16 protein-coding genes are annotated in these 19,943 nt (G+C 65.4%); 8 read left to right on the forward strand and 8 right to left on the reverse strand.

The window, feature by feature from the left end; genetic code table 11:
• Positions 1 to 4: 4 nt before the first annotated feature.
• Entirely contained in the window at positions 5 to 691 is a 687-nt protein-coding gene (locus tag P8R42_25590) for a hypothetical protein (protein MDG2307966.1), read from the forward strand.
• Positions 688 to 2,259 carry a phospholipid carrier-dependent glycosyltransferase gene (locus P8R42_25595; protein MDG2307967.1) on the forward strand — a complete coding sequence of 524 codons (1,572 nt, stop codon included), beginning with the start codon at positions 688 to 690 and terminating at the stop codon, positions 2,257 to 2,259. Before P8R42_25590 ends, P8R42_25595 begins: the two co-directional genes overlap by 4 nt.
• Position 2,260: 1 nt before the next feature.
• Here P8R42_25595 and P8R42_25600 read toward each other — a convergent pair whose 3' ends face one another.
• Positions 2,261 to 3,469: a hypothetical protein gene (locus tag P8R42_25600; protein ID MDG2307968.1), complete on the reverse strand. Its 1,209-nt coding sequence runs from the start codon at positions 3,467 to 3,469 to the stop codon at positions 2,261 to 2,263.
• 1,754 nt (positions 3,470 to 5,223) lie between these two features.
• Here P8R42_25600 and P8R42_25605 point away from each other — a divergent pair.
• Positions 5,224 to 5,820, forward strand: coding sequence for a hypothetical protein (locus P8R42_25605; protein ID MDG2307969.1), 597 nt, complete (start codon positions 5,224 to 5,226; stop codon positions 5,818 to 5,820).
• A gap of 215 nt (positions 5,821 to 6,035) precedes the next feature.
• Here P8R42_25605 and P8R42_25610 read toward each other — a convergent pair whose 3' ends face one another.
• From P8R42_25610 to P8R42_25620, 3 genes are read right to left on the reverse strand one after another with little or no spacing between them, the layout of a single operon-like run.
• On the reverse strand, positions 6,036 to 6,980 hold the full coding sequence (locus P8R42_25610) for an MltA domain-containing protein (protein MDG2307970.1): 945 nt from the start codon (positions 6,978 to 6,980) through the stop codon (positions 6,036 to 6,038).
• Between the two features lie 43 nt (positions 6,981 to 7,023).
• On the reverse strand, positions 7,024 to 8,562 hold the full coding sequence (locus tag P8R42_25615) for an AsmA-like C-terminal region-containing protein (GenBank protein MDG2307971.1): 1,539 nt from the start codon (positions 8,560 to 8,562) through the stop codon (positions 7,024 to 7,026).
• Positions 8,562 to 9,194, reverse strand: coding sequence for a sigma-70 family RNA polymerase sigma factor (locus P8R42_25620; GenBank protein MDG2307972.1), 633 nt, complete (start codon positions 9,192 to 9,194; stop codon positions 8,562 to 8,564). Before P8R42_25620 ends, P8R42_25615 begins: the two co-directional genes overlap by 1 nt.
• A 293-nt stretch (positions 9,195 to 9,487) precedes the next feature.
• Between P8R42_25620 and P8R42_25625 the strand changes: the two genes are divergently transcribed.
• Positions 9,488 to 9,778, forward strand: a complete 291-nt coding sequence (locus P8R42_25625) for a hypothetical protein (protein ID MDG2307973.1) — start codon at positions 9,488 to 9,490, stop codon at positions 9,776 to 9,778.
• Between the two features lie 85 nt (positions 9,779 to 9,863).
• On the forward strand, positions 9,864 to 11,009 hold the full coding sequence (locus tag P8R42_25630) for an LOG family protein (protein ID MDG2307974.1): 1,146 nt from the start codon (positions 9,864 to 9,866) through the stop codon (positions 11,007 to 11,009).
• A 77-nt stretch (positions 11,010 to 11,086) separates the two neighbouring features.
• On the opposite strand, the gene P8R42_25635 is transcribed toward P8R42_25630, so the two are convergent.
• Positions 11,087 to 11,482: a VOC family protein gene (locus tag P8R42_25635; protein ID MDG2307975.1), complete on the reverse strand. Its 396-nt coding sequence runs from the start codon at positions 11,480 to 11,482 to the stop codon at positions 11,087 to 11,089.
• A 2-nt stretch (positions 11,483 to 11,484) separates the two neighbouring features.
• Positions 11,485 to 13,191, reverse strand: a complete 1,707-nt coding sequence (locus tag P8R42_25640) for a glycosyltransferase family 39 protein (protein ID MDG2307976.1) — start codon at positions 13,189 to 13,191, stop codon at positions 11,485 to 11,487.
• A gap of 155 nt (positions 13,192 to 13,346) precedes the next feature.
• On the opposite strand from P8R42_25640, the gene P8R42_25645 reads away from it, so the two are divergent.
• Both P8R42_25645 and P8R42_25650 read left to right on the forward strand, forming a co-directional pair.
• On the forward strand, positions 13,347 to 14,624 hold the full coding sequence (locus P8R42_25645; protein MDG2307977.1) for a hypothetical protein: 1,278 nt from the start codon (positions 13,347 to 13,349) through the stop codon (positions 14,622 to 14,624).
• Positions 14,621 to 15,487, forward strand: a complete 867-nt coding sequence (locus tag P8R42_25650) for a beta-lactamase-like protein 2 (protein MDG2307978.1) — start codon at positions 14,621 to 14,623, stop codon at positions 15,485 to 15,487. Before P8R42_25645 ends, P8R42_25650 begins: the two co-directional genes overlap by 4 nt.
• 58 nt (positions 15,488 to 15,545) lie before the next feature.
• Here P8R42_25650 and P8R42_25655 read toward each other — a convergent pair whose 3' ends face one another.
• Positions 15,546 to 17,918, reverse strand: a complete 2,373-nt coding sequence (locus tag P8R42_25655; protein ID MDG2307979.1) for a glycosyltransferase — start codon at positions 17,916 to 17,918, stop codon at positions 15,546 to 15,548.
• Here P8R42_25655 and P8R42_25660 point away from each other — a divergent pair.
• On the forward strand, positions 17,910 to 18,110 hold the full coding sequence (locus tag P8R42_25660; GenBank protein MDG2307980.1) for a hypothetical protein: 201 nt from the start codon (positions 17,910 to 17,912) through the stop codon (positions 18,108 to 18,110). The two genes, P8R42_25655 and P8R42_25660, sit on opposite strands and share 9 nt — an antisense overlap.
• A gap of 359 nt (positions 18,111 to 18,469) precedes the next feature.
• Here P8R42_25660 and P8R42_25665 read toward each other — a convergent pair whose 3' ends face one another.
• Complete coding sequence (locus tag P8R42_25665) at positions 18,470 to 19,924, reverse strand: glutamate synthase subunit beta (protein ID MDG2307981.1); 1,455 nt, start codon at positions 19,922 to 19,924, stop codon at positions 18,470 to 18,472.
• Positions 19,925 to 19,943 lie beyond the last annotated feature (19 nt).

The raw sequence follows: 19,943 nt of genomic DNA on the forward strand, positions 1-19,943 counted from the left end.
GGGCATGCGAATCGCACTCCTCATTGCCGCGGCGCTTCTCCTCACAGGACTGTGTGCAGGCTCCGCTCACGCCACGCGAGAGTTGGTCCGCAACCCGCTGCTCAGCCAGGGCAAGGACGGCAAGCCGCTCCACTGGAAACCCGAAGGCTACCGCATGGAGCCCACCGTCACGGTCTTCGGTTGGAACGTCGACGACTCGAAGATCGGCGTGATCGAAATCGAGAACAAGGTCGCTAACGATGCACGCTACGTGCAGTCCGTGCCGGTCTCGCCCGACACCTGGTACCACGTGAGCGGCTGGGGCCGGGCCGAAAACGTCGGTGCGACGAGCATGGGGCTGTACCTCTCCGTCCTCGGGACGTTCCACAACTCGCGAGACCTTCGCGGCACACTCGGGTGGCAGCCTCTGAGTTTCTGGGTGAGGACCGGGGGCTTGGAGACGAAGTTGAAGATCTCGTGTCGACTCGGCGGCTACAGCTCGCTGAATACCGGCAAGGGATGGTGCACCGGGATCTCCGTCATGGCCGCCGGAAGTCCCGAGCCGAGCAGGTACGTGTACGGAAGCACAGCGGCCCAGCAGCTCAGCGGGGGCCCCTTCGGAATCCAGGCCATCGCGGTGCTCCTCGTGCTCGGTGCACTGCTGCTGATCTGGCGTTACGTGCTTCCACCGTCGAAGCAGATTCCCGAATGAGACTTGCGACACTCGTCGTGCTCACCTTGGTCGGGGGATGGCTTCGAATGTCGGCCCTCGACTTCGGCCTACCGGACAAGTTTCGTCCCGACGAAGAATACCTCGTCTCTCGCGCCACGGGCTTCCACCAGGACGCGAACCCACACTTCGCGGTGTACCCGGCCGCGCAGATGTACGTCCATCAAGGGGCACTTCGGCTCATCGCGTGGGCCGAAGGCCATCCGGGCGATTTCCGGGGCGCATTTCGCGACGACGGCTTCGCCCGTGTCCACCTCGTGGGACGTCAGCTCTCCGCCGGCTTCGGCACCGCGACGATCCCCGCCATCTACTGGGCGACGCTTCCCGCCTACGGCGGGCCTGCGGCTCTCGCGAGCGCAGCCCTCATGACCTTCGCCACGATTCACGTCCGAGAATCCAAGTACTCGACGACAGACGCGCCCGCCGTCTTCTGGCTGACGCTTTCAATCGGGATGCTCCTACGGGTCGTCGGGCGGGGTCGGCGCCTGGATTCGCTCCTGGCGGGGGTCGCGACCGGGCTGGCAATGGGAACGAAGTACCCGACGGGAGCAATCCTCGCCGGTATGGCACTCGCCCATATTGGTGCACGGCACCGGGAAGGCCGCTCCCTCTGGCGCGTCTTGCGCGACATCCGTCCCTACATCACGCTGGTCACGGCGTTGATCGTGTTCGTCTGCGTGACCCCGTACCTTCTGCTCGACTGGGAGCAGACCCTGAAGGACTTCGCGTATCAGCGAGGGTTCATCGAGAACGGTGTGGGCAACACCTTCTCCGGATGGGGATGGTCCTGGTTCCTCACAAAGGCGATGCCCGATGGAGTCGGCCCCATTCTGGCAGCGGCGCTCTTCGCGTCCGTACTCTGGGTGCTCGTCCGACCGCGCATCGGGACGTGGTCGTTGCTCGGCTTCCTGATCGTCGCGAGCGTCGGCATCACCTCGAGTCGCTACGCGTTCTACCGGTACATCCTCATCCCGCTGCCGGTCCTGATCGTGTTTCTCGGAATCGCGATCGGAGACGTACGCAAGCTCGTGGGACGACACCTGCCTCCTCGGTGGGCGACCGCCGCCGTGTCGGTTTGTGTGGCATTCCTGCTGGTCCCCGTCGGCATCCGCGACTACAAGCTCAACCGGCTCCTCGCGCGGAGGGACACCCGTACGATGGCGCGCGAGTGGATTACCGAGAACATTCCGGAGGGCGCGGCAATCGCGATGACGCACCAGAGGACGCCCTACGGGAAACCTCAGCTGCACGGTAAGTACCGGACGAAACCCTTCGGGAGCCCACAGCTCTCGCGACGACAAGGCGTGCGGTGGGTCCTCTCCGATTCCGACGTCCTCCCGTTCTATTCGCCCGGACCGAATGAGGCGCAACTCGCGGCGCTCGACCGGGAAGCGACGCTCGTGTTCGACGCGAACCCGGTGAAACCGAATACTCCGGAGCCGATCTTCGACCAGGGTGACGCGTTCTACGTGCCGCTTCGACACGCCTCGAGTGTGAAGCGTCCTGGGCCGCGAATCCGTATCTGGGAGATTCGCCCCGCCGCAAAGTAGCCTACTGCAGAACTTGCAGCTGGCCCTCGACGCGACGCCGCCGCGAATGGTGACGCACCGCGGTCTCTTCCGTTCGCTCGAGATAAGACTTGTACAGATCGCGCGCGAGCACCTTCGGACCGGTCACGCCGTCGACCAGGGCCCGCGTCGCGGGCGGTCGCGCAAGGAGCTGGCAGGTGAGCGCCCACGCCTCGGCGCCACCCTGTGTGCTCACGTCCAGCGCCACGAGCGCATCCGCGAGATCCACCAAGGGCGCCGGGTTGTGCGAGTCGAGGGCAACGGCCGCGGCGAGCGGCGGGGCCGCACTCGCCATTCGGCCCGCCTGAAACTCGAGCCGCCCGAGGAGTCGCCACGGCTCAGCATCACATGCGTCGACGATCACCGCATCGCGGAGCAGGCGGCTCGCCCGCTCGTCGGCGAAGGCGCGGCTCTCGTGCAGAGCGACCCGACTCAATCGCCGAACCGTGTCTCGCTGCCAACGCCTGAGGCGGTGTCGTCCCGCCTCCTCGAGCGACTCCGCCAGAGGGCGCCCGAGACACCGGAAACTATCCACTTCGGTCCACCGACCGGCCGGAGAGAGGCGCAGCATACGCCCGGTTCGAGTCGGTTCTGCGAGTCCGGCCGGGGGAAACTCGGTCTCCCAAGACTCGACGAGCTCATCCCGATACGTCTCGTAGCGTGACTCACCGGCGATCTTGGGAGCACACAGGAAACGAGGTCGCTTCTCCGCGAGCCACCAACCGCAGGTCATCGACTCCTTCTCACCATCGAGTTCCGCCAGGATGGCCGGCTCGCCACGCATGGTGTGGACCACCAACGCCTTGCGCGCTGTCATCGGACCCGACACGAAGTCGTGCCGACCGAGGAGCACGCCCGGCTTCTGGGTCACGTCCACCAGCGCCAAGAGAGCGCCGTCGCGCCCCTCACCGAGGGCGATCGGCACGAGTGCCATGAGGTACGGCGAGGCCTCCCCGACCTCGATGAAGACCGCCTCTGAGCCGGGGGGGAGTGCGGCGCGGGCACGGGCGCGACGCACGCTCGGGTCGCGGGGAGGTGGCTTTGGCGCCGACGTGGGGGACGGCGGCCGCTGGGAAACGGCCCGGCCCATTCGCGCGGCTCGTGCCTTCGCCTCGATCGTCGTCGGCGACGCCGTCGGTGCGCAGGCGGCGCAACCGAGGGCCAGCGCGAGGGCAGCGAGGCGGACGAACACTCAGACAGTATACGTCACCGGCGGCTGACTCCGACCCGACCACCGCCGGAACTCCCACCACGCGATCCACCACTGAAACTACGGCTTCCACCCAAACTGGAGCGGCCACCGCTTCGCGCGGTCGAACGGCCCGGCCCCGATGCCGAGCGACCGCTGGACGAGAACGACGACCGCGAGCCACTCGACACGGCGCGCCTGTTGCCCCCGGAGGATCCCCGAGATTGCGTTGTGGAGGCCCCCCGGGGGGGCCTCCGACCGGAGCTCGCGACGCGCGGCGGGGGCGCGGGCCGGGTCGCGCGAGCGGACGAACCCGACCGGGTCACGCGGGGAGACGTCGCCTTGCGGCTCACACGGGCAGGCGAGGCGGACCGACTCACACGGGGAGACACCGACGGCCGCGTTCCCGCACGACCCACAGTATTCGTCCGGGCTCCAGAGCGACCGGCACTGGCGCGTGGCTTCGAGGCCCTCGCCCGTGTCACGGCCTCACGCCCCCCGCCCGACTGGCGTCGGGAAACCGGGGGCCGGCCGATCCCCGAACGTGCTGAGGATGCTCTCGTGGCCCCGGCGCCACTCACCGCCGCGCGCTCGGGTCCGCGGGAGGCACCACGCGACCGGCGCGCGCGGGAAGCGCCGACCGGATTACGCTCCGAGCTTTCCGGAGAGAACGCCGGCCGGCTCGCGACGTAGGGCTCGCTCCGACGGGCAAACCGGCGCGGCGCCGATGGCGGGGCCGCTCGGGCCGCTCGGGTCGTGCGGGCCGGCGGACGCGGCGCGACGCTTGCGCGACCGCCGGCCCGCGTATCCACGCGTGCAGTCGGTGCGCGAGAACGGGAGGGGCGAGAGGACGTCGCCGCAGAACGCACCGATGAGCGACCGGTCTGTCCGCGCGCCGCGAGCTGCGCGCGTTCGTCTTGGCTGCCACTCCGGGTTCGACTCGCGTTCCGCTGCACCCGCGGGGTGCCCCGTGCGCCAGATGACCCCGTGAGTCCCGCGCGCCTCACGCCGGAGCGTTCGCGGCCACTGGGCGGCCTCGCCCCACGCCCCACGGCTTCTCTCGAGGGCTGGACGGCACGTCGGCTCGATCGGTCCGGCGTCACGCCGACCCGACCGCTCACCGCACGAAGACCCCGGCGATCGCGTTCGCCAAGAGGAGCCCTGCGACCACCGCGGCCGAATCCTCCACGCTCCGTTCCCGTGAAGCCACCGGGGTGATGACGATTCACGTGACGAACGTCCTTCACGCGGACGTTGTAGATATTTTTTTGCTTGATAATGACGTTATTGACGACCCGCGGCCCGCCCCATCCACCCCACCAGGCAGAACCGACGCGGACCCCCCCGAAGCCTCCCCACCACGGGTAACAGGGCTCACCCCAACCGAGGGGGACCCAGCCGACGTAGCCGGCGCCGATCCCCACGGACACGGACGCGCCGTAGCCGTACCCGCCGCCGTAGCCGTAGAAGGCGACGAGAGCTGGCGAGTACGCCGGGCGCGCGATCACGGTCCCCGGGGCCCAATACCAGTAGCTGTTCTGCCGTACCCAGCGACCGTAGTGGAACGGCGCCCAGCCCCACGCGGCGTAATCCATCCACGTCCATCCCCACGGCTCCACAAAGACCCAGCGCCCATCACGATACGGCGCCCAACCCGCACTCACGTTGGTGGGGCGCCACATCTGACCGTAGCCACGCTGGTACTCCCAAACCCCGTTCTCATCGAGGTCCTCTACGCCGTAGATGTCCGCGCTGACATGCTGGTAGCTCTGGGACGCGTCGACGCGGTCGTCGCGCGAACGTTCCCACCTGTCGAAGTCGTCTTCCGCGGCATTCGCGATCGGGCGGTAGCGTGCCGGACCGTCCGATGCGCCGACGACCGCGCTCGCGTGAGCGAACAACTCGAAGCGGTCATCGCCCACGTGAGCGATCGCCTCACCACGTCCGACGCGAACCGTCGTGCGTCCGTCGGCCTCGACGTCGACCCGATAGCTCCCCGCGCGCTTCAAGACGATGGCGGCGCCCGGCGTATCGATCTCGACGTGTCTCTGGTTCGGGTCGCTTCGCAGACGGACGATGACGCGCCCCACGCGAACACCCACTTGCGTGGCATCCGCGGCCACCTCCAACAGATCGAGCTGGGTGTCGGCGCCAAGGCGCGCGTACGTGCCCGGAGCCAACTGAATCTCGGCGCGCGCGCCCGCCCCCGAATAAAAGGCGTCCCCGGTGACGAGTGGTGCGTTCACGGCGACGCCGGTCCAATCCTCGCCATCGTGGAGTCGGTACGACGCGGGGCCATCGATCAGGCTGATACGGGCGACCCCTGGGGGATCATCGGCGGCCACGGCCAATGAGGGCGAAAAAAGCGTGAGCGCGAAGGCTGCGAGCAATCCGATCTTTCGACAAGCCAAGGTGATGCCTCCCTGAGTTCGAGCCGTGAAGACTCGCTACCACCTACCCAACACAGCCGTCGGGCGAAGGACTCGAAAGTCACCGAAATACCTAATAAGAAAGGCGTTTCTTCAATTTCCCCGTCTTGACCAGTTCGGGGGGGGGGGGGGGGCGAGTCCTACACGAGCCAGACCACCTGAGCCCGCGCCCGCAACTCACCCGCTATCAGCTCCGCCGGCGCACCCGCACCGGCGAACAGGTCGATCCGTGTGCGACCTCGGATTGCGGCACCCTGGTCCATCGCAACGACGACACGTCGCAAGATGGAACCGTCGGGCATCGGCGCCGTGAGAAACCCGACGGACCCCATTGGCGTCACCTCCGGATCGGTCGCGACGGACCGGAACGGAACGAGGGCCACGCCCATCGCCCCGACCGGGCCACGTTCCGGCGGCGCGTCGACCTCTCGAAAGAAGATGTAGCGGGGATTGGTGTGAAGGATCTCGAAGAGACGGCCTCGATGCTCGCGCAGCCACTTCTTGATCGCCGGAGCCGTCGCCTGCTTCGCAAAGAACTCGCCGCGAGCGACGAGTTCCTTCCCGATCGAATGATACGAGCGGCCATTGTTGGCTGCGTAACCGACACGAGCCGTTTCGCCGTTTCCCAGATCCAACCGGCCGGAGCCCTGCACGTGCAGGAAGAAGCTCTCGACCGGGTCGTCCAGCCAGAACAGCTCGAGGCCCGCGCCCGAAAGCGCTCCCTGGTCGATGTCGCGTCGGGATGCCCTGCGATGCGCATCGTTTCCCGGTGCTCGAAAGAGCGGATACCGGAACCGCGGGCTCCGCTCGCGCCGCGCCGGCAGCACCGGCTCGTAGTAGCCGGTGAGAAGGACGTCCACCGGCTCCGAGCGCGCGCGTTGCGCGAAGACGCTATCGACGGAGCCACCCGCGGCTAATCGACCGATGGCTTCGTCGAGAAGCCGGCAGCGAGCCGAGTCCTCCTGCAGACCGGTGCGCGCCAGTTCCAGCGACGCCAACAGGGATTCGCGATCTCCATCATCCCGAAACGGAGTGCCCGCGTGTGCCACCACGACGACACAGAGCAGCGCAAAGACCGCTGCCAACCCCCTCCGTCCCGTCATCGCGGGCCGAGCGTACCGCCGATGATCAGCCGGCGCGAGGAGCGAAGAACAAGGTGGCAAGACGCGGCATCGGGAAGAACCTCGAGGCGAAAACCTCGAGGTCGACCCGGGGCTGAAGCTGTGGCCACGTCCCGTCGACCTGGAACGGAATCGCCAGTTGGCGGTTCTCATTCAAGAGCTTGCCCGAGACCGGTGCGATCGCCACGAGTTCGGCAGACATCTCGGCGGAAACCACCAGGGTTCCGGTGAAATCGACGACGCCCGTGCTCTCCAAAGAACCAGCTCCGACGATTTCGAAACCTTGTCCGTACGCATGCAGGTCTCGCGCTGAAAGGCCCGATCGGCGAACCGAAACCGCAGTTCGGATCTCGTCAAAAGGAGTATCCGCGGCGGCCAGAACCATGCCCAGATGGGTCGGTGCATCGCCGTCCCCGATCCAGGGCCGAATCGTGTCGGCGATCAGGTTCTTGCCGACGAGCGCGCCCGAGACCACCTGCATCTTGCCGGCACCCGAGACGTTCGAAGCGATCTGATCCCAACCATTGCCTACGGTCCGAAGAGTCCCGTCGTAGGACAACCCGCCGCGAATGGCGCTGCGTGCCGAAGCGAGTGCGCGCAGCGGTACGGCGTCGAGATCGACTTCGCTGAAGCGATACTGCGGCGGCGTACCACCACCCCAGGGGCCGACGGTTCCGACGAGCCCTAGATTCTGTTCCGTGGACTCGATACCCGCGCGTGCGCGGAGAGTCGCCGGGGCGGTCTCGCTGAGACCCTCCAGCACAGCGTCGACGTCGGCCATACGCACTTCGCGCGGACCACCGGCCGCCCGATCTATGATTCGAATGATGCCGTCGGTCACGCGGACCGAGCGAACCGAGTTCTTGGCGGCATCTGCCAGAAGCCCGCTCAACCGCTCCGAGGTCGGCAGAAGCGAGTCGATGTTCACGTCACCGGATGTGCTACGCGTAACGTTGATGACGGGTCGATCGAGCTCGAGATCGCCTCCGAATTCGCCGTCTCGCACAGAAGCGAGGTCCACGACGAACTTGGCGGACGGGGCGGCGATCAACGGATCGCCTCCCGCCGGATCGTCGATGATCAGCCCATCCAGTTCGATTTGAGGACCACCTAGGAACGAGACCGAGACGGCGTTGACCGAAGCCCTGCCGCCCAGGCCGGCTTCGAGACCAGCGAGCATCGAACCTTCGAGGTAGTTCCCGGCACTGCGTCCGGCCAGCAGGGCAGCTATCAGGCCGCCCATCGCAAGCGCCACGCCTGCGGCGATCTTCCAGTAGGACGAAGCCTCTTTGCGGCGTTCACCGTCGACGACGCGCGTCGACAACACGAGTTCCTCGGCGCAATCGGAGCACATGGCGACGTGGCTCTCGAACGCAGCCTCTTCGGAATCACTGAGGAGGTGTTCGATGTAGTTCGCCAACTGGAACTCGTTCGGATGCTCCTCGTAGATCGCGGGGTCCTGGCCGAACTCCGAGGACGTGTCCAGGAACGCATCGCGAACCATGCTGCGAATGGCCGCCAGGCCGGGATCGCCGGTGCGGGCCATCAGAATTCTCCCTCGAAGTGAGCGGTAACCAGTTTCCGAAGCTTCTGGTGCAGTCTCATCTTCCGCACGTATGCGGCATTGGTCGTAATGCCGATCGTGGTAGCGACCTCATCGATTGGAAGTCCCTGGAAGTAGAATAGCTGCACGAACATTTGGTCCTTGGGCGGGAGCTGCGTGACGAGTTCACGCACCTTGGCCGCTCTTTCTGCCGCTTCGACTTGTGGTTCTGGCCCGGGCCGGGAATCCGGCCGGGCTTCTCGGACCCGCCAACTCTCGCCACTTTCCGGATCGTCCAGCGAGATCGTTCGCCCCTCCCGCCGAAGGCGGTCGATGGTGAACCGATTTGCTACTACCCGGAGCCAACTTGCGAGAGAACAGCCGTTCCGCCCCTGATACTGTCTCAACTTGCGAGAATCTTTATCGAATAGGGCCAGAAAGACGTCCTGGCTGAGGTCTTCGATTTCCTCTTTCCTATATGGACGACCGAACTGCTGAAAAATAACGGTTACACCGTAGGAAACGATGCCCGAGTACTTTTCGACCAGCGTAGTGCGCGCATCGGCATCGCCACCGATGCACCCCGCTAGGAGTTCAGCAGTGGAGTCAGCGCTTTTGGCCTTAGGGAGCGCCACGACGCGGTCGTCACATGAGGCTGAGCCACGCATGACCGTGGCGGAAGTTGTAGGCGGACTGCGGGGAAAGGGCAAGGTCAGGTTGTCCTCGTTTTGGATTAGCGCGCCTTTTCGCAGGACTACGACCGGCCAGCTGTTCGAGGGATTCCCGGGTCCGGATTGGATAATCGGCTCTATTCTCGCTAAAAATGCCATGGACGGTTGGGGGCGCCGGGTCTCTTCCGGCTCGTGGCGAACAAGAAGCGGGGACCCTCCGTAAGTATGGACGAAGGGAAGCGTCCGTTTTCGACACTGTGAGCACCATCGCATTCATCTTCTTGGGAATCTGCGGCACGGCCAGCCTGATGGCGGCCGTCTGGATCGTGGCGTACCGCGTCGGCTTCGACGAGGGGCGTCTGACGATCCCGCTCCGGATGATTTCCGCTCTAGCCGAGCACCGCGTAACGTGTCTCGAGGAAGATCCCGCCCGAACCGCACGGGACTTGTCCCAACATCTGGGGCTTCCCGAGGACGAAGCGCGACGGCTGACCGATCGTGCCGAGCAGGCCGGAGCGATGCCCTCGAGCACCCTGCGCTCGGCCTGAGCGCCGACCTCGCCCCGAGCCGTTCCGAAACGGAACAGTCCGGGCCCGCTTGAGGTTCAAGCCCGACCGGCCGAGAAACAGAGCCGTGAAGAAGAACAGGACCTCCCCCCAGACCACCCGTCGCAAGCGATCCCGGCCCGCGAAGAACGCCCCGGAGCCGCCCCCAGGCGACTTCGATGAGCCGAGCCCACCGCGACGAGGAGAGGTCCCCGTCGGGATGGATGCCGAAGGGCCCGCGAGGACGCGGCGTGCCGATGAGCCGCGATCCCGTGAGGACATTGTCCAAGACATCGCAACCGACATCGCCGAGACCGCCCAGAAACTCGTGACGGATCGCACCAGCGTCGCCGACATGAAGCTGATCCACTCGTCTCTGAAGGAATTGCGAAGAGCCTTCCGCGTATTCTCGCATTACGAGGGGATGCGAAAGGTCTCGACGTTCGGTTCGGCCCGCACCCCTCCCGGGTCACCCCAGTACGAGCAAGCCCGCGAGTTCTCACGCCGGATCGCGGACGCCGGCTTCATGGTGATCACCGGCGCCGGCCCCGGAATCATGCGAGCGTGCAACGAAGGGCCGGGGCGCGACCGCAGCTTCGGGATCAACATCCGGCTCCCGTTTGAGCAGTCGGCGAACGACATCATCGACAATGATCCCAAGCTCATCACCTTCAAGTACTTCTTCACGCGCAAACTGATGTTCGTGAAGGAAGCGGACGCGATCGCGCTCTTCCCGGGCGGCTTCGGCACGCACGACGAGGGATTCGAATCGCTGACGCTGCTTCAGACCGGCAAAGCGAGGCCGCTTCCGGTCGTCTTCATCGATGCGCCGGGCGGTACGTACTGGAAGACCTGGAAGCGTTACATCGAACGACACCTCCTGAAGGAGGGGCTGATCTCGAAAGCCGACATGCGCCTGTTCCTCGTGACCGACGACCTCGATGTCGCGATCGAAGAGATCGAACACTTCTATAGCCGCTACCACTCCTCGCGCTTCGTCGGAGATCGATTGGTACTTCGGCTCACCAGCCCACTCTCGAGGGAAACCATCGCCGATCTGAACGACGAGTACGGCGACATTCTCGCGCACGGAAAGATCCACCAGACGAATGCGCTGCCCGAGGAAGCCGCAGAACGCGAGCTCGCAGAACTACCGCGACTCGTCTTTCATTCGGCGAGGCGACACTTCGGCAGGCTCCGGATGCTGATCGACGACGTGAACGACGCTGACTAGGAGCCTGACCCCAGGTCGGTCGCGGCGATCCGGGCGGCGTCAGCTCGTCGTGAGCCAGCTTGGGGCAGGTTCGTAGTTCACTTCCGTCGACCGAGCATCCCACCGGGTACGATCAGCTCGATGATGTTGCCGTCGGGGTCGCGCACGAAGAGTTGGCCGACCTCTTCGCCGAGCCCGAACGCTTCAACCCCGCTTTCGGTCACCGCATCGAGCGTGGCCTGGTAGTCGTCGATCTGGAAGGCCAGATGCGTCGCCGCGGGCGACAGGCTCTTCGGAGGCGTGCTTCGGTCCATCCCCGGAATCTCGCCTATCAAGTGCACCTGGACGTCGCCGAGCTGGTACCAGACTCCCGGGAAGCCGAAGTCGGGACGCTCGGTCTCCTCAAAACCGAGAACGCCTTCGTAGAACGCGCGGGAGCGCTCCAAGTCTGTGATCTGGACGCTCACGTGATGAGCTCGCTTTACAATCGCCATACTCAGTCTCCTGGCCCCTTCGGTGACACCTCGCCGCCCACCCACCACGCGGCGAGCCGCTCGTCCTTCTGGTCCCATGGGTAGAGCCCTTCTTGCAAGTCGGGCGGACGCTCGAACACCCGGGGCGTCTCGCCGCCGAGGCGAGACAGCGAACGAGGCGAGGCAACGATCAAACCACGACCCCCGGCGGCAAACCGCGTGACGTCCGAGACTACTCCAAGTACCGGCAGGGGCTCGGGCGCGTCCAGATAGAACGGGAACAGCGACGGAGCGTGCCGAACGAAGGCCACGCGCCCCGCGTCCAGATCCGCCGACGCGCCGCGCAGTGCCAGCGCGAAAGGTCGCTCCGTGCGGAATCGGTCGAGGAGGGGAGCTTGCAGCGCGAAGTACCCACCCAGCACCACCACCGACAAAGCGGTGGGACAAACCACCCCGGGCGGAAGGCCGAGCTTGAGGGCCCTGCAACTCGCGATCGTATCCGCTCGCACCCAGATCAGACGCGCAAATGCGGCGAGCATCAGCGTCACCATCACCAGTGCAGGCGGAACCGAGACGCCGTAAACGGAACCCAAAACCGGAGCGAGCAAGGCCACCGCAAGCTCCGCTCCCATCACAGCCGCGAGCGCGATCGCCGTCCAACGAAGCGCGCGTTCGACGAAGCGCCCGCGCGCTTCCCCATCCAAGACCGCGGCGACGAGCAGCGCGCAGAACGGCACGATGGGAAGGATGTAGTATGAGCGCCTCGAACCGGCAGCGGTGAACACCGCGAAGATGAGGCCGATCGAGATTAGTACCCAGCGGGTCTCCGGCTCGAGGCGTACCCACTCCCGCGCGCAATCGAGGAGCGCGGCGATCCACACCAGCGCCCATGGCAGGAGCAAGACCGGCAGCGCAAAGAGGTACGTGGTGATCGGTCCCTGGTGGTCGTGCGGGGCGTAGAAGCGCCGGACGTTCTCCTGGAAGACCATGTACAAGCCGCTGCGCGTGTCGCCCGAGACCAGCGCGTCGACCGAATCCAGATCCGGTCGCGCGATATCCGCCGCGATGAAGGGCGCGAAGTAGACGATCACGGCCACGGCGGCAGCCACGAGAACGGAAGGGCTGAGATGCGCGCGCCACTGACCGTGACGCGCGAGATGCGGGAACAACACGAGCGCCGGGAGTACGATGGCCGCCAGCCCTTTGGCGTGGGCGCCGACCACGCAGATCAACACGAACACCAGGTAGAACGCCATCGTCAGACGATCCTCGCGACAACGGAACCATGTCACCGCGAGAATCACGGCGGCCAGATTCTCCATGTCGGCCGCCGCCGTCCGTGACCAGAGAAGAAAACCGTACGACCCGAGCAGAACCCACCCGGCCGTGCGACCGACGATTGGGTTCCACAGCTCTCGGCCCAGCCGAACCGTCGCCCACAGCGCCAGAAGTCCAGCCAGAACGCTCGGCAGTCGCGCCGCGAGTTCATCGAGAGTGCCGAGGACCCGGCTCGCCCCGGCGATCGCCCAGTAGCTCGCGAGGGGCTTATGGAAGTGCGGCTCCCCGTTCAGGGTCGGATGGAAGTAGTCACCGCTTAGGATCATCTCTCGAGTGATCTCGGCGAAGCGATCCTCGGAGCCACGCAAGCTCGGGGACCCGAGACCGACCAAGAGAAGAAGCGTCGCCACCGTCCAGAAGAACGGCGCGGCGAGACGGCCAGACGAGTTCACCTCTCTCCGCATCCGAAGGCCAGAGCAGACCTGGAGGCGCGACTCAAATCCCCTATTCCGGCACCGCTGCGAGGGCCGTCGTTCCTTGCGATTCCAGGCCACACCAGGTACCCGGAAGGTGCGCACGGCTCCGTGTGCATCCGACCCATTTCGCAATGTCCGAAGGTGCAGCATACCGCGCGCACATCGCAATCATCGGCGGTGCAACCGCAGGTGCCGAGGCGGCAGATCGACTCGCCGCCGAGGGCGCGCTCTGCGTCGTCTTTGAGCAGAACGACCGCCCCTACGGCAAGGTCGAGGATGGACTCCCCGCCTGGCACAAGGCGCTGCGCGAGAAGGAATACGGGCTGATCGACTCGAAGCTCACGCGTGACGGCGTGCACTTCATCCCGCGCACCGGCATCGGACGCGAAGTCTCGTTCGACCAGCTCTTGCGGGAATGGGGCTTCGACCTCGTGATCCTGGCCAACGGCGCCTGGCGGGATCGTGGCCTGCCGGTCTCGGGAGCAGATTCCTACATCAACCGCGGCCTCGTGTACCAGAACCCTTTCATCTACTGGTTCAACCACTACCGCGAAACCGGCTACGACGGCCCCTCCTACGAGATCCACGACGGGACGGCCGTCGTCGGTGGCGGACTTGCCTCGATCGACGTCGCGAAGGTCCTCCAACTCGAGAGCACGGCGCGCAAGCTCGCCGAGCGCGGCATCCAGCAAGACCTCTTCGAGATGGAGGTCGACGGCATTACCGAGACTTTGGCCTCCCACAATCTCAAGTGGGAAGACCTGGGGCTCAAAGGCTGCACGCTCTACTACCGGCGCCGCGTCGAAGACATGCCTCTCGCCGAGGCACCGCCGAACGCAACGTCCGAGCAGCTGACGAAGGTCGAGTCCGTGCGACGCCGCATCCTCCAGAAGGCCCAGCGCAAGTACCTGTTTCGGGTCGATCCGCTCTGGAGCCCCATCGGTCTGCTCACGCACGGCGACATGCTCGACGGATTGCGCTTCGCTCGCACGAAACTCGGCGACGACGGCAAAGCAGTCATCGTCCCCGGCGACATTCAAAATGTCGAAGCACCCATGGTGATCTCGTCGATCGGCTCGATCCCGATGCCGATCAAGGGCCTGCCGATGGATGGAGAGTTCCTCCGGCTCGACGACAAAGAGCACGGCCGCGTCACCACGTTCGAGAACGTCTTCGGCTGCGGCAACGTCATCACCGGCAAGGGCAACCTCGTCGCCTCGCGCAAGCACAGCCGCAAGATCGCCGAGTTCCTCGTCGAGCACATCGGTGCGGATGCGAAGCCCCGAACCGACGTCGACGCTCTGATGGCCCACGTCCGCGAGCAGCAGGCCGCCGTCGGCTACGACGGCAAGTACCACAAATGGATCGGCCGCGTGACGGTCGCGGCCCATAGCGCCTCGCCGCAATGACCGATCGCCCCGGCCGTATCGTCCAGGGCAACATGATCGGCCTGTCGATGCCGGACATCGACAAATGGAGCGACCGCGTCGAGACGGTCCTCGGGCAGAACCCGGGACCCTTCACCGGGCCCGGAACGAATACGTACATCGTCGGGACTTCCCGCCGCCCGCTGATCCTCGACACCGGACAGGGCATGGAGAGCTATATACCCCTGCTCGAGAAGACCCTCGACGGCCGTACGCCGGCCGAGATCGTCCTGACACACGCCCATGCCGACCACATTGGTGGATGTCCGCAGATTCGCGAAAAGTTCGGCCCGATGCCTGTGAAGAAGCGGCTCTGGGAAGGAATGGACGGCAAGGCCGGAGACGACATCGTCGCGATCGACGACGGCGAAGTCATCGAGACCGAAGGCGCGACGCTCGAGGCCATCCACACGCCGGGGCACGCGGAAGATCATCTCTGCTATCTGCTGCGCGAGGAGCGCGCGATCTTCACGGGTGACGTCGTCCTCGGTGCCGGCACGACGGTGATCCCCGAACACGGCGGCGACCTCCTGGACTACATGCAGTCTCTCCAACACCTTCTCGAGTTGGAGCCTGCGGTGCTCTATCCCGCGCACGGGCCGGCGATTCACGATGCCAGCGGAAAGATCCGCCAGTACATCGCCCACCGCGAGCTACGCGAAGACCAGATCGTCGAGCTCTTGAAGCAAGGCGTTTCCGACGTCGGAGAGATGGTCGTCCAGATGTACGCCGACGTGCCGAAGTTCCTGCATCCCGCTGCCGGCACGTCCGTCCGCTCTCACCTACGGAAGCTCGAGCGCGAACAACGGGCCTCTCTCGACGGAGAAAGCTGGACCCCGCGGTAGGAGCCTGGCCCCAGAGGGCTCACGACGACCTACCGCCAATCCATCTTGGGTCAGGCTCCTAGCCCGCTGTCGCGGCGCGGGCCTTTCTCTCGTCCGCGGCTTCCGCGGGCTGCGCCGATCCGCTTCCCGCGGCTCGCACAAAGCAGCGCTTCTGCAGAATCTGTTCGAACTGGCGCGCGGAGCTCTCCCACGAGCGCTCGGCCAGAGCGGCCGCTGCGTTCTCGGCCAGACGACACCGGAGATCATCGTCATCGACCAGGCGAACCAGAGCCTCCGTCACCTCAGGCCCGGACGGTTTCGCAAGAAGGCAGGTGTCGCTTTGGACCATCTCCCGAACGCCCGGGACGTCGGCCTCCACGACCGCACATCCGCAGGCCATCGCCTGGAGCGGGACCCAAGACACGTTCGCGGACAAGGAGAAGCAGAGCAGGATGTGCGCTTCGTTCATTACACGGGCGAGTTCGTAGTGACCGAGAACTCCGAGGTTGGTGAACGGGAACCGCACGCCTCGTAGCTCTTCGTCCTCGGCGCCAAACATGCAGATCTCAACCTCAGGACGCTCGCGCGCGAAGCGTTCGAGCGCTTCGACCCCAAGATCGAACCCACGCCGTTTGATCCCCGGACGCGCGAAGAAGAGCACACGGGTAGGTCCGGAACGGTCGGCGGCACGCACCTGGGTTCGGAAGATCTCCGTGTCGACTGCGAAGTCGATGCGTTCGGTAGGACGTCCCGTGAGCCGCCCGAGTCGCGCCGCCAAAGAACGGCCTATGCACACGTGCTGCAGAGGCAAGTCGTACGTTCGCTCCGCCTCGCGATATAGTGGATCGCGGTCGGAGTAGAACTCCGGCTCGAAGTCCTGAACGAAGTAGAACCGGAAGAGGCTGTCCTGCTGCCCGGCGACCGTGTACGCGGTGGGCCAGTTCGTTGCGATGGTCGCATCGGCGGGAAGGATCCGATCGTGCCCCACGACGGTCTGAACGCGCAGCGGACCGAAGTTCTCTTCGAGGAACTGTTCGATCTCCTCGTGGGACTTCCCCTCGAGGTGCGCGATCGGCTCGATGTACACGCGTACTCGGTGCCCGGCGGCCCCGAGGAAATTCGCGAGCCGGAAGATTGTCCAATATCCCCCGCCGGTACCGGCGATGGGCGCGCGCAGAATCCAGTTGATCGTAAGCGGCCGTCCCTCGGTAGACGGCGCGAAAGAGCGAACCGTCTCGAGGGCATGAACCGCCTGACTCGCGGTTGTGTGCTTTGCGAGCACGCAGTCCCGGGCGCTCTCGCCCATCTCGCGGGCCGCATCCGGAGACTCGATGAGATGCCCGAGTGCCTCGCGCCACTCCGCCGGCGTCTCTGCGAGCCAGCCCGTGACCTTTTGGTCGATCGCGCGGCGGAAGTCCGGCATGGGCGACGCAATGGTAGGGACGCCGACGAGCGCCGCTTCCAAGAATTTGAGCGCACTCTTTGACGCAGTGAAGGGGTTGCCCGGTTCGAGGGGCGCCAGATTCACGTCGATCCGAGCGAGGGTGTCCGCCAGACGCTGCCACGGCATGAGCGGCATGTGCTGGAATCGCTCGCCGAAACGGCCGAAGCGGTCGGAGACGTCAATGTGTCCGACTGTCAGCAACCGGACGGACGGATACGTATCGAGGGCCCACTCGATCGCTTCCTCCGCGACGGCAAAGTCCTTGCGATGGGTCGGAGTCCCGCTCAGATAGCCCAACGTGACGCTCGTGCCGACGCCGCCCATGCGTCGGGAAGTCGTCCCCGCGCGGGCTGCCGTGGCGAGTTGCATCATCTCTCCGCTCACGACGTTCGGGAGCGTGCGTACATCCTTCTGAAGACCGGACGCGAGTTCGAATAGGGCGTCGGTCGACACGACCATCCCGTGTGAGCGCGCAATCGTCTCGCGGTAGCGCTCGAGCCCGGTACGGTAAAGCTTCTGGTCGCGCTCGCTCATCCCGGCGGTATCGATGTAACGATACGCCTCCGGATCGAAGACCCAATCGTCGGTGTCGAACAAGACCACCGCGCCGCGCTCACTCGCCTTGCGAAGGAACCAGTCGATGTTTCGATCGTACGCAACGCGATGGAGAACGAAGATCGAAAAGCAGTCGAGCGCGTCCGTCAGATCGATCTCGCCTTGCGTGGCCGATTCGGTACTCACCCCGAGCGATTCGAGCTGCTCCGAAAGATGGTCACAACGATAGCGCTTCGCATCGCCCGGGCATCCCGAGAGAAGCAATGCCGCCTTCGATAAGACACCCGCGAGCTGGCGCTTGGCGCCCGGATTAATCCTCGAGGGATCGGGCAGCCCGAGGACACTCCGCAGCCGCTGAGCAACGGTTCGAAGAGGCGACCCGAGCCGCCAAGTGTGAGAGGAGAAGACCTTGCGCAGCGTCTCACTCAGAACCTGGAACTCTTTGTGCTGCATGAGGATGAGCGCTTCGTCGCGTTGCGCGCGCGCCGTCGCCTCATCAATTCGTTCACGAAGCTCACGACACTGCTGCTCGAGACGCCCCCGCTCGTCATCGATCCGGTCGCGCTCACGACGCAGATCTTCGAGGAGGACGTCGAAATCTCGCTCCTCGTCGGGCCGCACCGGACGGACGGGTGCTGCCTTTAGGAGGGTCGGATTCTTCGGTCGCCTGTCGCTCGTAATTCCCTCCGGGCAGGGCCACCCCAGGCTGCGGGCGGACTCCACAGCGGGGTACCACGAGTGCCCGAGCACCGCCATCGACAAAGCGGTTGGGGCGCTCTGCGCCGCGTGCGAAACTGCGTCGCCTTGAGAGGTGAGGAGGAAAAGGCTGCGGGCCTGTGCGCGTCGTGCCGGCACGTCCGGCGAATCGAATCCGGCAGCGGGAGCGTGTTTTGGCTCTGCGGGCTCGCAGCCGACGACCCGGCATACCCCCGCTACCCACCCATACCCGTTGGCGAATGCGAGGGTTGGGCCGCCGAATCCTCCTGACGCCGGTTCTCTCTAACCTACAGCATCGGGCTTGCGGGCAGGGTGGTTTCGCCCATCAGGAACTCGTCGACTCCACGCGCCGCTTCACGGCCCTCCCAGATTGCCCACACGACCAGGGACTGGCCCCGCCGAGCGTCACCGCAAGCGAACACGCCCGGGACGCTGGTCGCGTAACTGGGGTTCGCGACGATGTTCCCCCGCCCGTCCAGGTCCGTGCCGAGGCCTTCCAGAAGGGGCTTGTCCGGGCCGAGGAAACCGAGCGCGAAGAGCACCAGATCGGCCTCGATCTCAAACTCGCTTCCCGGGATCTCGATCATCTTGGGACGACCGCCGTCTTCGGGCTTCTCCCACTCGAGTCGCACGCCGTGCAGCTTGCGAACACGTCCTTCCTGGTCGCCACTGAAGCTCTTGGTGTTGATGCACCAGTCTCGCTCCACTCCCTCTTCGTGGGACGACGAAGTGCGCAGAATCATCGGCCATTGAGGCCAAGCGGCGACGCCGCCGGCGCTTCGCTCATCCGGCGGCTTCGGGAGGAGTTCGAACTGGTGAACGGACACGGCGCCCTGACGATTCGAGGTGCCCAGACAATCCGAACCCGTATCGCCACCACCCAAGATGACGACTTTCTTGCCGGTCGCCGTGATCTGACCGTCGACGGTGTCCCCCGCCACGACCTTGTTCTGCTGCGGGAGGAAGTCCATCGCCAGATGAACGCCGTCGAGGTCGCGGCCCGGAACGGGCAGGTCACGCGCGTGCGTGGCGCCGGTCGAGAGCACCACCGCATCGAAGTCGTTCTTCAGCTGATCAACGGTGACGTCGACACCCACGTTGACTCCGGTGCGGAACGTCACACCCTCGGCCGCCATCTGTTCCATGCGCCGATCGATGAGGTGCTTCTCCATCTTGAAGTCAGGGATGCCGTAGCGCATCAGACCGCCGATGCGATCGGCACGCTCGAAGAGCGTGACGTCGTGGCCGGCGCGCGCAAGCTGTTGCGCGCAAGCCATGCCCGCGGGCCCCGAGCCGATCACGGCGACCTTCTTGCCCGTCTTCTTGTCGGCAATCTGTGGCTTGACCCAGCCCTCTTTGAAAGCGCGATCGATGATCTGCTTCTCGATCTGCTTGATGGTGACCGGGCTCTCATTGATGTTGAGCACGCACGCTTCTTCACACGGCGCGGGACAGACGCGGCCGGTGAACTCCGGGAAGTTGTTGGTCGAGTGCAGACGCTCGATCCCTTCTTCCCAACGGCCCCGGAAGATGAAGTCGTTCCAGTCGGGAATGATGTTCCCGAGCGGGCAGCCCTTGTGGCAGAAGGGGATTCCGCAATCCATGCAACGCGCACCCTGCTCCGAGAGCGCCTCGTCGCTGTGCTTCCCTTCGAGCTCGTTCCAGTCCTTCAGACGGTCCGCTACCGGCCGACGCTTCGGCAGCTCCCGTTCGAACTCCATAAACCCAGTGATCTTTCCCACAGTACGTCTCCTGTCCGGT

The organism is Candidatus Binatia bacterium, assembly GCA_029243485.1.
In the GTDB taxonomy this organism is placed as follows: domain Bacteria; phylum Desulfobacterota; class Binatia; order UBA12015; family UBA12015; genus VGTG01.